General features: G+C 54.6%; 16 protein-coding genes. 11 read left to right on the top strand and 5 right to left on the bottom strand.

The annotated features are described in order from the left end of the window. Positions 1–11 precede the first annotated feature (11 nt). Both ACR0NN_RS16105 and ACR0NN_RS16100 read right to left on the bottom strand, forming a co-directional pair. The gene (locus ACR0NN_RS16105) at positions 12–1,409 is read right to left on the bottom strand and encodes an aspartate aminotransferase family protein (RefSeq protein ID WP_170724993.1); all 1,398 of its coding nucleotides are present in this window, start codon (positions 1,407–1,409) and stop codon (positions 12–14) included. Between the two features lie 75 nt (positions 1,410–1,484). Further along, positions 1,485–2,168, bottom strand: coding sequence for a GntR family transcriptional regulator (locus tag ACR0NN_RS16100; protein ID WP_170724994.1), 684 nt, complete (start codon positions 2,166–2,168; stop codon positions 1,485–1,487). Positions 2,169–2,308: 140 nt separating this feature from the next. Between ACR0NN_RS16100 and ACR0NN_RS16095 the strand changes: the two genes are divergently transcribed. The 5 genes from ACR0NN_RS16095 to ACR0NN_RS16075 all read left to right on the top strand — a co-directional run bounded on the left by ACR0NN_RS16095 (position 2,309) and on the right by ACR0NN_RS16075 (position 7,596). Next, complete coding sequence (locus ACR0NN_RS16095; RefSeq protein ID WP_170724995.1) at positions 2,309–3,394, top strand: polyamine ABC transporter substrate-binding protein; 1,086 nt, start codon at positions 2,309–2,311, stop codon at positions 3,392–3,394. A gap of 71 nt (positions 3,395–3,465) precedes the next feature. Continuing rightward, positions 3,466–4,593 (top strand): ABC transporter ATP-binding protein, encoded by a 1,128-nt coding sequence (locus ACR0NN_RS16090; RefSeq protein WP_170724996.1) that lies wholly within the window; start codon positions 3,466–3,468, stop codon positions 4,591–4,593. Beyond that, positions 4,593–5,483: an ABC transporter permease subunit gene (locus ACR0NN_RS16085; protein ID WP_170724997.1), complete on the top strand. Its 891-nt coding sequence runs from the start codon at positions 4,593–4,595 to the stop codon at positions 5,481–5,483. The genes ACR0NN_RS16090 and ACR0NN_RS16085 overlap by 1 nt, the downstream gene beginning before the upstream one ends. Next, a complete protein-coding gene (locus ACR0NN_RS16080) occupies positions 5,480–6,298 on the top strand; it encodes an ABC transporter permease (protein WP_170724998.1) in 819 nt (272 codons plus the stop codon). Before ACR0NN_RS16085 ends, ACR0NN_RS16080 begins: the two co-directional genes overlap by 4 nt. Beyond that, a complete protein-coding gene (locus ACR0NN_RS16075) occupies positions 6,295–7,596 on the top strand; it encodes an NAD(P)/FAD-dependent oxidoreductase (RefSeq protein ID WP_480685066.1) in 1,302 nt (433 codons plus the stop codon). Before ACR0NN_RS16080 ends, ACR0NN_RS16075 begins: the two co-directional genes overlap by 4 nt. On the opposite strand, the gene ACR0NN_RS16070 is transcribed toward ACR0NN_RS16075, so the two are convergent. The 3 genes from ACR0NN_RS16070 to fliK form a co-directional block, all read right to left on the bottom strand. Further along, positions 7,591–8,406, bottom strand: coding sequence for a phosphotransferase (locus tag ACR0NN_RS16070; RefSeq protein WP_480685065.1), 816 nt, complete (start codon positions 8,404–8,406; stop codon positions 7,591–7,593). The genes ACR0NN_RS16075 and ACR0NN_RS16070 overlap by 6 nt on opposite strands. 108 nt (positions 8,407–8,514) lie before the next feature. Beyond that, positions 8,515–9,171, bottom strand: coding sequence for a flagellar hook capping FlgD N-terminal domain-containing protein (locus ACR0NN_RS16065; RefSeq protein ID WP_170725000.1), 657 nt, complete (start codon positions 9,169–9,171; stop codon positions 8,515–8,517). A 3-nt stretch (positions 9,172–9,174) separates the two neighbouring features. Beyond that, complete coding sequence (gene fliK / locus ACR0NN_RS16060; RefSeq protein WP_170725001.1) at positions 9,175–10,362, bottom strand: flagellar hook-length control protein FliK; 1,188 nt, start codon at positions 10,360–10,362, stop codon at positions 9,175–9,177. Between the two features lie 152 nt (positions 10,363–10,514). On the opposite strand from fliK, the gene ACR0NN_RS16055 reads away from it, so the two are divergent. The 6 genes from ACR0NN_RS16055 to ACR0NN_RS16030 all read left to right on the top strand — a co-directional run bounded on the left by ACR0NN_RS16055 (position 10,515) and on the right by ACR0NN_RS16030 (position 14,202). Next, the gene (locus ACR0NN_RS16055; RefSeq protein ID WP_170725002.1) at positions 10,515–10,790 is read left to right on the top strand and encodes a rod-binding protein; all 276 of its coding nucleotides are present in this window, start codon (positions 10,515–10,517) and stop codon (positions 10,788–10,790) included. Then, the gene (locus ACR0NN_RS16050; RefSeq protein ID WP_170725003.1) at positions 10,780–11,127 is read left to right on the top strand and encodes a flagellar biosynthesis protein FlgN; all 348 of its coding nucleotides are present in this window, start codon (positions 10,780–10,782) and stop codon (positions 11,125–11,127) included. Before ACR0NN_RS16055 ends, ACR0NN_RS16050 begins: the two co-directional genes overlap by 11 nt. A 210-nt stretch (positions 11,128–11,337) precedes the next feature. Beyond that, positions 11,338–12,555, top strand: a complete 1,218-nt coding sequence (locus ACR0NN_RS16045; protein ID WP_170725004.1) for a flagellin N-terminal helical domain-containing protein — start codon at positions 11,338–11,340, stop codon at positions 12,553–12,555. A 77-nt stretch (positions 12,556–12,632) separates the two neighbouring features. Beyond that, positions 12,633–13,007 (top strand): flagellar biosynthesis regulator FlaF, encoded by a 375-nt coding sequence (flaF, locus tag ACR0NN_RS16040; protein ID WP_170725005.1) that lies wholly within the window; start codon positions 12,633–12,635, stop codon positions 13,005–13,007. Next, positions 13,007–13,408, top strand: coding sequence for a flagellar biosynthesis repressor FlbT (gene flbT / locus ACR0NN_RS16035; protein ID WP_170725006.1), 402 nt, complete (start codon positions 13,007–13,009; stop codon positions 13,406–13,408). Before flaF ends, flbT begins: the two co-directional genes overlap by 1 nt. Then, complete coding sequence (locus ACR0NN_RS16030) at positions 13,405–14,202, top strand: DUF1217 domain-containing protein (protein ID WP_170725007.1); 798 nt, start codon at positions 13,405–13,407, stop codon at positions 14,200–14,202. The genes flbT and ACR0NN_RS16030 overlap by 4 nt, the downstream gene beginning before the upstream one ends. Positions 14,203–14,249 lie beyond the last annotated feature (47 nt).

Raw genomic sequence — 14,249 nt, 5'->3', positions numbered from 1 at the left:
TTATCTTTCAGTCAAGACGCGGGCTTCATCAGGCCTTTTTCGTTGATCTCAACCAACGCTCCATCCAGCGATTTGTGAATACGTTCAAACATTTCGTCAATCTCAGCCGGGGTGATGACCAATGGCGGAGAAATCACAAGCCGGTCATCAACATGCCGCATGATTAAGTTGTTTTTGAAACAATGTTCGCGGCAGATATACCCGATTGTTCCTGGGTCTGAGGCGAACTTGGCCCGGCTGGCTTTTTCGGGTGTTAACGCAATGGACCCCATTAGACCTGCGATCTTCGCCTCTCCGACCAGCGGGTGCTCGACCAACGCCTCCCATTTCTCTTTCATGTAAGGCGCGGCCACGTTGCGCACGTGGTCGAGGACGTTCTCTTCCTCAAGGATACGCAAATTCTCAAGAGCCACCGCTGCCGCAACCGGGTGACCGGAATAGGTATAGCCATGGTTGAACTCGGTGGCACTGATGACCTTTGCCACCTCGTCGCACACCATCGAACCACCGATAGGCGCATAGCCTGAGCTAAGTCCTTTGGCGATTGTCATGATATGTGGTTTGATCCCAACGGTTTGCGAGCCGAACCAGTTGCCGGTGCGGCCAAAGCCGCAGATCACCTCATCCGCAATCAGCAGGATTTCGTACTTGTCGCAGATACGCTGAATTTCCGGCCAATAAGTGTCGGGCGCGATGATCACGCCGCCTGCACCCTGTACAGGCTCGGCGATGAAGGCTGCAACGCGATCCTCACCCAGTTCCTGAATGGCCTCTTCCAGTTCGCGCGCGCGGGCAAGGCCGAATTCCTCAGGGGTCATGTCGCCGCCTTCGGACCACCAGTTCGGTTGGTTGATGTGATGCACATTCGGGATCGGAATGCCACCCTGCGCATGCATTCCCGCCATGCCACCCAACGAGGCCGATCCAACAGAGGAACCGTGATAGGCATTCTTGCGGCTAATGATGATGTTCTTGTCGGGCTGACCTTTTTCAGCCCAATAGGTGCGGACCAAGCGGATATTGGTGTCGTTGGCCTCGGACCCGCTGCCTGCAAAGAAGACGTGGTTCAGATCGCCTGGCGCAAGTTCGGCCAGTTTCGCGGCCAAAGCGATGGCAGGTGTATGGGTCGTCTTGAAGAAAGTATTGTAGTAGGGCAGCTCGCGCATTTGACGTGCGGCGGCCTCGGCCAACTCGTCGCGGCCATACCCGATATTTACGCACCACAATCCGGCCATCCCATCCAGAATGTCGTGTCCTTCACTGTCGGTCAGATAAACCCCGTTGGCACGGGTGATGACCCGGACACCTTCGGCACCCAACGCTTCATTGGTTGAAAACGGATGCAGATGGTGCGCTGCGTCCAGTGCCTGCAATTCGGCAGTGGGCATGTGATTGGTGATGGTGGACATCGAGGATTCTCCAGCAAGCATTGTTGCCGAACAGAATATGATCAAATTTTATACTGTCAATCGAATCGCTGTTTTCTAGGCGCTGGGCAAGGCATCGCCCATCATTCCCATACCCTGTTCAATGTCCTGTGCCGTTGCCAACGCGGCCTTTTCTGCATCTCGCTCGCGTAACGCGGCGATGATGTCTTTGTGCCTGTCGGGCAAGCTTTGTGTTCCAAAGCGGCCGCAAACGATGCGCAATGAAGGGCCGAATCGCAACCAAAGCCTCTCGGCCAGATCAACAAGGATCGGAGCGTCAGCATGGGAATATAAAGACTGATGAAAAGCATGGTTCAGACGTAGGTAACCCCCTACATCCCCATCTGCGATCATGTTGTCCAATCGCTGATCCAACTGTTCAAGATGGTCGATATCGGTTGAAGTGATATTTCTGGCGGATCGCCTGGAAAGCTCTGTTTCTATTGATATTCTTGCGAAAATCATCTGCTCGATATCATTGGCTGAAAGCAGCGGTACGCTTACGCGACGATTACCCTGAAAGATCAATGCGCCATCTGAAATCAGACGACGTATCGCCTCGCGTACCGGGGTCATGCCGACACCAAGCGAATCGGTCAGACCCTGAATCGTAACCGGCTGTCCGGGCACAAGATCGCCAAACAGAATCTGCGATTTTAAGGTGCGATAAACCTGTTCATGCGCCGGGCGCTTTTCTTCAGCTGCCAAGGGTGCAACTGCTTTATTTTTGATCAAATCCAAAAGGTTTACCTTAATCTGAGTGTTTCTATCTTGCCAGAATCTGGACCTGCTTCAACCATAGGTGAAAGCACCGTGAAACGCAAAACTTGATCAAATCCAAAAAAAGGTCAAAATGGCCGCACAGTTGCAGGGAGAAAAATATGAAACTGAAAACGCTGGGGATGACAGCGATCGTCGCATTGGGGACTTCGGCCGCGTTTGCCGAAGAAGTGCGCGTCTATAACTGGTCCGACTATATTGACGAAGATCTGCTGAGCAAATTCGAACAAGAGACAGGGCTGACCCTGATCTACGATGTCTTCGACAGCAACGAAGTTCTGGAAACTAAAATGCTGGCGGGTGGGTCAGGCTATGATGTGGTTGTGCCTTCAGGCACATTCCTGCAGCGCCAGATTCAGGCGGGCGCCTTCCAAGAGCTGGACGCTGCCAAATTGTCGAATGCGACTAACTTATGGGATGTGATTCAGGAGCGTACCGCAGGGTATGACCCCAACAATGCCTACTCGATCAATTATATGTGGGGCACGACTGGTATCGGGCTGAATGTCGACAAGGTCAAAGAAGTGCTTGGCGATGACGTCGCGCTTAACAGCATGGACTTGGTGCTAAAGCCCGAAAATATGGAAAAGCTGGCTTCGTGCGGCGTACATTTCCTGGATGCGCCAGCTGAGATCATACCGATGGTACTGCAGTATATCGGCGAAGATCCGGACAGCCACGACACGGATGTGATTGGGAAGACCGAAGAGGTTCTGACCAGCGTGCGCCCACACATTCAGAAATTCCATAGCTCGGAATACATCAATGCGCTCGCCAATGGTGATATCTGCGTGGCTGTGGGTTGGTCAGGCGATATCTTGCAGGCACGTGATCGCGCCGCCGAAGCCGATAACGGAGTGGTCATCGAATACCATCCCTTTGCGGAAGGTTCGCTGATGTGGTTCGACCAAATGGCTATTCCGGTCGATGCGCCAAACCCCGAAGGCGCGCATCAGTTCCTGAACTTTATTCTGGATGCCAACAATATGGCCGCGGCGTCGAACTATGTGTATTACGCCAACGGCAACAAGGCGTCGCAGGAGTTCCTTGAAGAGGACGTGATCGGTGATCCGGCGATCTATCCGGATGATACGACCATGCAAAACCTCTACATCACCACACCCTATCCGGCAAAGACACAGCGGGTGGTGACGCGTCTCTGGACCAAAGTGAAATCAGGCACCTGATCTGATTTCGGCGCAAGGCGGACCCTCTGCCTTGCGCCTTTTCTTATCCTGACCGATAGACGGGGGCCGCCTTGAATTCTGAAGTTTTTGCGCCGTGGGATGACCCGCAGGCGAAACCCTTGATCCAGTTCCAAAACGTCACCAAACGCTTTGGCGGCTTCACGGCAATCGATAACTTGTCATTAGATATCTATGAGCGCGAGTTTTTTGCTCTGCTTGGGCCGTCAGGCTGCGGCAAGACCACGATGATGCGAATGCTGGCCGGTTTCGAAACTCCAACCGACGGTCACATCCTTCTGGGTGGACAGGATATCGACCCGATTCCGCCGAACAAGCGGGCGGTGAACATGATGTTTCAGTCCTACGCGCTATTTCCGCATCTGAGCATCTGGGACAACATCGCATTTGGCTTGCGCCGAGACAATATGCCCAAGCACGACTTGGAGGAGCGGGTCGAAGAGATGCTGCGATTGACTCGGCTGGAGCAATTCGCACGCCGCAAGCCGCACCAGATTTCGGGTGGTCAACGCCAGCGCGTCGCACTTGCCCGATCGTTGGCCAAAGCACCGAAACTGCTGTTGCTCGACGAACCTTTGGGTGCTCTGGATAAGAAACTTCGCCAGGACACTCAATTCGAGTTGATGGACATACAGGAAAAGACCGGCACAACCTTTGTCATCGTGACCCACGATCAGGAAGAGGCGATGACTGTCGCAAGTCGCGTGGCGGTGATGGATCAGGGCAAACTGATGCAGGTGGCAACACCGGATCGCATTTATGAGACGCCGAACTCGGTCTATGTTGCTGACTTCATTGGGGATGTGAACATCATCGAAGGGCGCGCGACCAGCCAAGGCGACGAAAGCTATCAGATTGATTGGGCAGAAGGGCAGCCTCCGCTTACGGCCTCTTCCGTGACCCAACTAACTAATGGGCAGGGCTGCCATCTGGCCATTCGGCCCGAGAAAGTGGCGATTTCAGCCGAGCGCCCAGTTGACGCGATAAACGCCATTCAGGGAAAGGTGCATGACATCGCCTATCTGGGCAACCTTTCCACCTATCACGTCGAACTGCCAAACGGCACGATCATCAAGGCGCAAACGGCGAATACCCGTCGCATCTCGCGCCGTTCGTTCACCTGGGAAGACCCGGTTTGGCTGTCCTGGACAGCGACTGCCGCGGTTCTGCTGGAAAACTGATGCGCCGCGCTGTCCTGATCGCCATTCCTTATGTCTGGCTGCTGGCGCTTTTTCTGGTGCCCTTCTTCATCGTCCTGAAGATTTCGGTATCAGACACCGCACTTGCCATTCCACCCTACACCCCGACCCTTGACCTGTCCGCAGGTTGGGCTGGTATCAAGGATTTCTTCAGCCAACTTGATCTTGAGAATTTCATCTGGCTGACCGAGGACGATCTGTACTGGAAGGCTTACCTGTCTAGCGTGAAGATTGCGCTGATCTCGACGATCCTGACATTGCTTGTGGGCTACCCGGTCGCTTATGCGATGGCTCGCGCACCGGAAGAATGGCGACCAACGCTTATGATGCTGGTCATCCTTCCATTCTGGACTTCGTTTCTGATCCGGGTTTACGCGTGGATGGGCATCCTCAGCAACGAAGGCTATCTGAACCAGCTATTGCTTTGGACAGGCATCATCTCGACGCCGCTTACCATTCTGAACACCAATACTGCGGTGTATATCGGCATCGTGTATACCTACCTGCCATTCATGATCCTGCCGATTTATTCGTCGCTTGAGCGCATGGATGGATCGCTGATCGAGGCGGCCGAAGACCTAGGATGCTCACGCCTGCAGGCATTCTGGTTGATCACAATCCCCTTGTCGCGCCCCGGTATTATCGCAGGCTGCTTCCTCGTGATGATTCCGGTGATTGGGGAATTCGTAATCCCCTCGCTACTGGGCGGATCGGGGACCTTGATGATCGGTAAGGTGCTGTGGGAAGAGTTCTTCTCGAACCGCGATTGGCCGGTCGCCAGCGCGGTGGCCGTGGTTCTGTTGCTCATCCTCGTGATCCCGATCGTGCTGTTCCAGCGCAACCAGCAAAAGCAGACGGAGGCTGAACAATGAACAGACTGAGCTGGTTCAACACTGTCTCACTGACGCTGGGATTTGCCTTTCTGTATATCCCGATGATCATCCTGATCATCTTCAGCTTCAACGAAAGCAAGCTTGTCACTGTTTGGGCCGGGTTCTCGACCAAATGGTACGGCGAGTTGATGCAGAACGAAGCCTTTCTTGATGCAGCCTGGGTCACCCTACGCGTTGCCGTATTCTCATCAACCCTGGCCACGATTCTGGGCACCGCAGCGGCCTATGTTCTGGTACGCGGTGGGCGGTTCTTAGGGCGAACGCTGTTTTCCGGGATGATTTATGCCCCTCTGGTGATGCCCGAAGTGATCACGGGCTTGTCGCTGCTGCTGCTGTTCATTGGGATTGGCTTGGACCGAGGTATCCTGACCATCGTTCTGGCGCACACGACGTTTTCGATGTGTTTTGTCTCGGTCGTCGTATCCTCACGTCTTGTTACCTTTGATCGGTCACTGGAAGAGGCGGCGCTGGATCTGGGCTGCTCTCCGGCGCAGGCGTTTCGTCTGGTCACCCTGCCAATCATCGCGCCTGCAGTGATTTCGGGATGGCTGCTGGCTTTCACCCTATCGCTGGATGACCTGGTGATTGCCTCGTTTACATCTGGGCCTTCTGCCACCACCTTGCCGATCAAGATTTTCTCGGCTGTGCGTCTGGGCGTCAGCCCAGAGATTAACGCTCTGTCCACGTTGATGATCGCGGTCGTCGCTGTAGGTGTCATCACCGCGTCACTGGTGACGAAACGCGCGATGGTTCGACAGAAACAGGATGAACTGGCAGCGGCGCAGACCGAATGAAGCGTATCTTTCCGGATTATGCCTATAGCCCAGCACCCAGGGCCGGGTGTTGGTGGGACGAAACGATTGCGACGCCGAATTGGCCTAAATTGGATGGTGATCTCAGCATTGATGTCGCCATTATCGGCGGCGGATTTACTGGCCAGTCCGCCGCGTTGCATCTGTCCGAGGCTGGGGTGTCGGTCGCTGTCTTCGAAGCAGAAACACCGGGTTGGGGTGCGTCTGGTCGAAACGGGGGGTTCTGTTGTCTGGGCGGTTCGAAGTTGAGCCATGCAAGCCTAATGCGCTACTATGGCGAAGCGGCGACGCGGGCTTACAATGATGCTGAGGAAGATGCAGTATCGCTGGTGGCCAACCTGTTGTCTGGTCACCGGATCCAAGCGGATACGCATTCCAAGGGTGAAACCCAGCTGGCCCATTCAAAACGGGCCATGGAACGCCTGCGCCGAACAGCCGAGCCGAACGGGCAACTGCATGAAGGTCATGAGTTGCAGGGCCTCGGGTTAGGTGGTGCATTCTTTGGCGGGTACACAACGCCGGTCGGTTTTGGCCTGAACCCACGGAAATACCTGTTTGGTCTTGCAGAAGCGGCCCAGACCAAGGGGGCAATACTATTCCAGAACAGCGCGATCACCCAGATCAAAAAGAGTGCTTCAGGCTTCGTACTGTCATCTCAAACGGGAAATATCCGCGCATCGAATGTCTTCATTTGCACAAATGGTTATTCAAGCGAAGACCTCCCGCCATGGATGGCTGCACGTTATATGCCGGCGCAATCGACAGTCCTGGTTACACGCTCGCTGAGCGAAACAGAGCTACAGGCGCAAGGATGGACATCCGGTCAGATGGCTTATGACACGCGCAATCTGCTGCATTATTTCAGGATGATGCCGGATCGACGGTTTCTGTTTGGGATGAGAGGGGGGCTGTTGTCCTCACCCCGAGCCGAGGCGCATATTCGGCGAAAGGTAGTCCAGGATTTCAAGCGCATGTTCCCTGCTTGGGATACGGTGGACATCACGCATATGTGGTCAGGTATGGTCTGCCTTGCCCGTAATCTTGTGCCCTTTGTCGGGCCGGTTTCGGGGCAAGAGGGTATGTATGCGGGGTTCGCATATCACGGTAATGGTGTTGCAATGGGAACTTATAGCGGGCGCGCGCTGGCGCGGCTGTTGTTGGGGCAACCTTCTGAACTCCCCCCTCCCATCGCCACTCTGCCGGGTCGGTTTCCCTTTGGTCGCTGGCGCCGTGCTGTGATGCCACCTGCCTATGCCTATTTGGGTTTGTCGGATTTATAGCGCTGCAATCTCAAGCTCGAACCCCTTTGCGTAGTCAGGTGCGCCGTTCTCAACCCGCCAAAGACAATAGGCCGCCATACGCCATGCATACCAAGGCTGTAGCGCCTGATAGCGCCTGGTTACATCGGGTTGATCATACGCAACAAGGAACTGCGCCACTTCGACCTCTGACAAGGGCGCGCCGCGATAGAGCTGTTGCATCGCAGGCGAAAGGAACATCGCCAAATCTTCGCAGGGGTCGCCAATAGCGGGGCACTGCCAATCGATAAGCGTCAAGCTGTCCGCAGATTGCAGGATGTTTCCGGCAACAGGATCGCCATGGATAAGGCTTGGCTCGGGCAGCGGGGGAACTTGTGTCCAAGGTTTCTTTGCAAGCAATACTTTCTGTTTTTCTGACCGGCAGCCCGTCAGAATTCGATGCGCATGGTCTTGCAGTTCGTCGCTGCCGTTGCAGCCTTTGGGCAGGCTCAGTCGGATCGGCAACTGGTGGAGGCTTCTAAGCAGATGGGCCACGTCTTCGATTCCGGTGCGCCAGGTGGTTCCCGGTGCGTGGTCATAATAAACCCAGCTTTCATTCTCGAAGGAACCTGTCGCTTTTAGTTTCGGGACGAATCCGGTGCTTTTGAGCGCGTGCAGGCATTCCGCCTCAAGCCGGGCATCGTTGCGGAACAAGGGGTTTTGAAACTGGGTGCTATACAGTTTCAGAACTGAACCGTCATCGCCGGATAACACTTTCCAAACCCGATTGGTTCGCCCGCCATATAGCGCCTCAAAACTTGCATCGGGATGGATCAGTCCCTGAGCATGCAACAGCGCAACAAGTCCAGAGGGGGGGTGACTATGATCAGACAGGTGAGTTTCCGAAGTTGGTGTGGCGAGTCGTTGTGTGCCAAGGTTTGGCCCGCCTCGCCATTCAGATCAAGCGCCCGTTCGAATTTGAGTGACTATGTCGGCAGGAACCTCAGCACCGCTATCAAGTTTCAGGACGATTGCACCTTCGCTAACCTGCGCCTCGACCACCCTGCCAAAGGTGGATGCTGGAGTACTGGATAGCAATTCACCGTTTTGAAAGCTCTCCAGAGCCGCCGTGTAAACGCCAGCGGGCAATGGATCACCACCGCTATTCGCCCCTGCCCACTCGAATTCGGCCTCGTCGGTGGGAACGGGAATGCGGCTAACTACGATTCCCTGCTCATCACGGATGACCAGTTCGGCCCGATCAGCGGTCGGCTCGGCCTGTGTTTGAATAGCAACTGGCTGATCCTTAAATCTAAAGGGTCCAATGGTTTGGACGTTCATCCCGACCCAGCCACTTAGCTGATTCAGATTGACGGCCCCCAATGACAACGCCAGGTCTGACAAGAGTTCATTGGCTTTGACCTGTTGTTCAACCATGGAAAACTGCGCCAGTTGCGACGCATATTCCGATGAATCCAATGGTTCCAGAGGATCCTGGTTTCGTGCCTGAACTGTCAGCATGCGCAGGAAGGTTTCAAAGTCTGATGTTAAAGCTGAACGTTGGGGGGTGTTCGCGGTCGCGGTTGTCGGGGTCGCTAAATTGGTTGCTGTGATCATCGGTTAAAGCCTCATATCAAGGCCCCGTTGAGGGCCGATTTGAATCGTTGGTGCGCGAGCGCCATTGTTATCGGCCCCGTCAATGGCATTTGCGGAAGCCGTGTGATCGGGCGGTGCATCGCGCTGAGCGGTGTCGCCAGACAGTCCAAGATCCAGCGACAAATCCCTATAACCCAGTCTTTCGAATTCGGCGGACAGGATCGCAATGTGCCGCCGCATTAGGTCAAGAGTCTCGGGCCGTTCGGCGGCGATGGTCAGATAAAATCCATCTTCTCGACCGTTCAACGTGATCGATACGCGGCCAAGCTCTTCGGGGTTCAGGGCAATCTCGACGCCTCCGGCGCTTGGCCGGGTAGAAATCGCTGCGGCCAGTTGCCCTGCAACTGCGCGTGCTATCTCGACGCGTGCTGTTGAGATGGGCATCGTTTGCGTTGACTCGCGTAGTGTTTGCCCCGCCGCTAGGTCTTTGGGCCTGAACATGTCCTCAGTTTCAGGGCTGTTGTCGAGGTCAATGGACGCATTGACAGGCGAAGGTGCTAAAGGTTTAACCAGTGGCTGCGACGCGAGAGAACTATGCGAATTGACCTGTTGGATTTCTTGCTCGACTGGTGCCCCGCTCACGCGAATACCAAATCGCATCTCGGTATCGGCTTTGCGGAGTTCCTGTTTCGGGCTCGCATTCATAGTAAGGGCCAAGCTCAACATGGTTGGGTCAAGCGTTTGCGGGGGTATGCGCTTCGGCCCAGTGTGAGCGATTTGATCAGGGACGGCACGCGATGGAGCGCTCTGTTCCAATGGATGAACCACCGGCTTAATCATTGCTATGTTTGGTGTTTGGGGCGATGTGATCGCCTCTGAATTCGGTCTATTTACCGTGGTTTCTGACGCGAGAGCAGTAGGATATACATCCTGCGATACCTCTGCCGGACGATTGCCCGGTGTCGGCGCATCGAGCGCGGTCGTCAGCGGCAGGGCTAGGAGCGCTTCGTCGATTTTGCTCGTATCCTCAGAGGCGCCATCCTCAGAAATCTCGCTGTCTGATTGCTCAGAGGGCTCCTCGATGTCGGAAATCATAACTTCGACAGCTTCCACTTCTGGATACTCGCCATCCGCATTCAAGACGTCCTCAAAATCAACGCCGCCCTTTGAATCATGCCCTTTATCCTGATGTGTCTCAGCTTTGCTGCTCATGGGTTGAACAGCTGTCATGATTGCTAGCGGATTGGGCATATCTGGCTCTGGCTCCGATTGTCTGAACCGCACAGTGCCCTTAGGAAGTTACGTTTATTTTAACTGCTTTCCTCTTTGATCGTGAAAGTTCGAAGCAATTTTCGGAGAAACCGATGACGATTACTCTGACTGGCGCAAGCTCACATTCCGCTCAGATCCCTCAGAAACTGAAAGCAGCATCCGTGGAATTGGAGGCAGCGTTTCTTTCCGAAATGCTTAAGTCTGCAGGCTTTGGCAAAGCGCGAAGCTCATTCGGGGGCGGTGCAGGCGAAGATCAGTTTTCTTCATTTCTGGTACAACAACAGGCGCAGAAAATGACCAGGGCAGGAGGGATCGGTCTTTCCGAAATTCTGTTTAATGCAATGATGGAGAAGTCCGATGGAAAATGACCCGATTCAGGCTTTGGAAGACCTTTTAGACCTTGAACGTAACGCTTTAGTTCAGGGGGATTTGACTGATCTTGGTCGTTTGACACCTGAAAAGGAAAGCCTGATTGGCGCGATTCACGACCTGCAGGTGTTGGAAAGCGATGATCTGATTCGTGTTCAGAAAATAGCTGCACGAAACCAGGCCCTTTTGAACAGCGCGGCAGAAGGCATTCGGGCGGTGGCAGACCGGATGACGGAACTGAACCGCGTTAGGCATGAATTCAGCACTTACGACGCCTCGGGTCAGCGCAGCGGTTTTGCTTTGCGTTTGCAAGCCAAGCTGGAAAAGCGGGCCTAGATCCCGGTTTTATTCAAATCCTAGATTTCGGAGCCGCCCGTCTTAGCACTCCGTTAGGGGATCACCGGCAATTGTGGCGATGCACCTGGAACAACAGGTGGCGCGAAGGCCCTTAGGCGCGACGCACAGGTCAGAACGACAGAATGCCTGCCGATACGGTGGGTCCAACATGGGCGTCAAATGCGCCCGAACGCTAAGAGGATGACAAATATGTCCAGCATTCTGACAAACAATGGCGCCATGGTTGCGCTGCAAACCCTTAAATCGGTCAACAAGAACCTCGCGTCGACGCAAAATGCGATTTCGACCGGTAAAGATGTGGCCACCGCCAAAGACAACTCGGCCGTCTGGGCGATCTCCAAGGTGATGGAATCGGACGTCAACGGGTTTAACGCGATCAAGGATAGCCTTGCGCTGGGTGAATCGACCGTTGCTGTGGCGCGAAATGCGTCTGAGACAGTGACTGATCTGTTGAACCAGATGAAAGGCAAGATCGTTGCGGCGCAGGAAGACAACGTTGATCGCGCCAAGATCAACACCGATGTAGCGGCACTTAGAGATCAGATTGAATCTGTTGTTGGGGCTGCCCAGTTCAACGGCCTCAATTTGGTAAACGGTGGAGCAGGTGCAAATATCCTGTCCTCGTTGGACCGAGACAACGCAGGCAACGTGACAGCGTCCTCCATCAGCGTTTCAGCCCAAAACCTCTCGACTGGAGGTTACACAGCGGCGGATGTCTTTACCGGCACTGATGGGGTCACGGCCGATACCGCGGATGCCTTCGGATTTTCGTTGGATGGCAATGGCGGAAGCGATGATGATGGCAGCATCGTGATTGCTGATCCCGGTACATTGTCAGCGGGCGATACCTTCACAGTTCGACTGGGCGATGATGTCGCATCTTATACGGTCCGGGCGGAAGACATCGCCGCAGGCAACGCACCGGAAGAGATCATTGCAGCGGGGCTGAAGGCGGCAATCGAAGCGTCGGATGCCAACGTTTCGGTCGTCTATGATCCGGGAACAAACGCGGCACAGCTGGATATCACCAACGAAGGATCGGATTCGCTGCAGATCAGTGGTCAATATGCGAATGCGAACTCGGGCGGTCTAGGGGCCCTGGCGTCGATTGATGTTTCGACTTCAGCAGGCGCTGCAGCAGCACTTGGAGCGATTGAAGGACTTATCGATACTGCGATTGATGCCTCGGCGGCTTTTGGCTCGGCGCAGGGCCGGATCGAGACCCAGAAAGAGTTTATCTCGAACCTGTCTGACTCGTTCAAATCCGGTATCGGCTCACTGGTTGACGCCGATATGGAAGAAACGTCGGCTCGACTGCAGGCGTTGCAGGTCCAGCAACAGCTGGCCACCCAATCGCTGTCGATCGCAAACCAGGCGCCACAGTCCATCCTGTCGCTGTTCCGTTAATTTTGGAACTGATCCGGAGCACGCTCGTCGTGCCCCGGATTTAACTGCCCGCTGAAGGACAATTGGAAGGATTTCAAGTGACACCCCAAACGCTCGCTCAACGCGCTTATGCGCAATCTTCTGCACCGACGCGAACACCACGGGATACCGAGTATGAGGCGATTTCCAAAATTACGCACAGGTTGAAAACTGCAGCCGCAAAGAAGGCCTCGGATTTTGGAGGGTTCGTACAAGCTCTGCATGAGAACCGCCGGCTGTGGAGTGTTCTCGCAACCGATGTAGCAGACGCGGATAACGCACTTCCAAACAATTTGCGGGCCCGGATTTTCTATTTGGCTGAATTCACCGAACAGCACAGTAGTCAGGTGCTGGGGAATAAAGCCACCGTTGAACCGCTGCTTGAGATCAACATGGCCGTTCTGCGTGGGCTTCGTCAGATGAGGGGTAATTGATGAGTGGTCTTGTGTTGAAACTCGCCCCCAAAGAACGGGTGCTGATAAATGGTGTTGTGATCGAAAACGGGGATCGACGCAGCAGGTTTTCAATCATGACGCCCCAGGCGAATGTTCTGCGCCTGCGCGATGCCATCCACCCGGAAGAGGTTAATACGCCGGTACGCCGGGTCTGTTATGCCGCTCAATTGGTCCTTTCAGGCGATACTGAACCCGATCAAGCCAGACAACAGTTGTTGCGTCGCGTGGAAGAGCTGAGTCAGGTCTTCACCGATGCCGATAGTCGCCGGGTGCTGGCTGATGCCACAGAGGCGCTGGTGGCAGAGCAATACTACAAGTGTCTGAAGTCTTTGCGCTCGCTGTTGCCGCGCGAAGAACGCTTGATGGCGTATCAACAGTGACGTTTCAGCCGGTCATACCTACGGGCGGTCTGGTGGGCTGGCGTTTTCTGCAGCGCACGTATGATGCGCAGTTCCAAAGTTATTCGGCATCTGGGATCAACGAACGGGAAACAAAGTACTTTCTCGAAAATATTGGAAAGGTTCAATCCGCCGAGGATCTGGTTGCGGACAGACGACTACTTCAAGTGGCATTGGGTGCATTTGGTCTGGGGGGTGATCTGGACAATCGGTTTTTCGTCCAAAAAATCCTGTCGGATGGCACGCAGGCGGATAATGCACTGGCGAACAGATTGGCCGATGGAAGGTATCGCGAATTTGCAAATGCATTTGGCTTAGGGCCGGGGGACATACGCAAGACCGGCTTCGCCAGTGCGATGGAAAAGATCGCGCAGGATAATTTGGTGGCTCGGTTCGAGATTTCGGTTGGTGAATCCGATGATTCCATGCGGGTCGCCTTATACGCCCAGCACGCATTGCGCGATCTGGCGTCACAAGAAGGGAGCGTGAACAGAAAATGGTTTGACCTGATGGGCCTACCACCTCTGCGTAGTATGATGGAAACTGCATTGGGATTGCCAACGGCTTTTGCTCAGATCGATATTGATAAGCAACTTGAGGTGTTCAAAGAGCGGCTGCAGCGTGTCACAGGCTCGTCCGACTTGGCCCAATTCAGCGATTCCGAGGCGATCAAAAAATTGACAGACACCTATATGGCGCGAAATCAAATTGCTCAGTTTCAGCAGGTCACGTCACCAGCGCAGATAGCTCTCATCTTGCTTGGCGGCGGTGGCTAGATCTAATCAGATCCCCGACTTTGATATTCGCCAATCGATTACTTGGG

It is taken from the genome of Ruegeria sp. BA2, from assembly GCF_056539605.1.
This window is presented reverse-complemented; position numbering and strand designations above follow the sequence as displayed.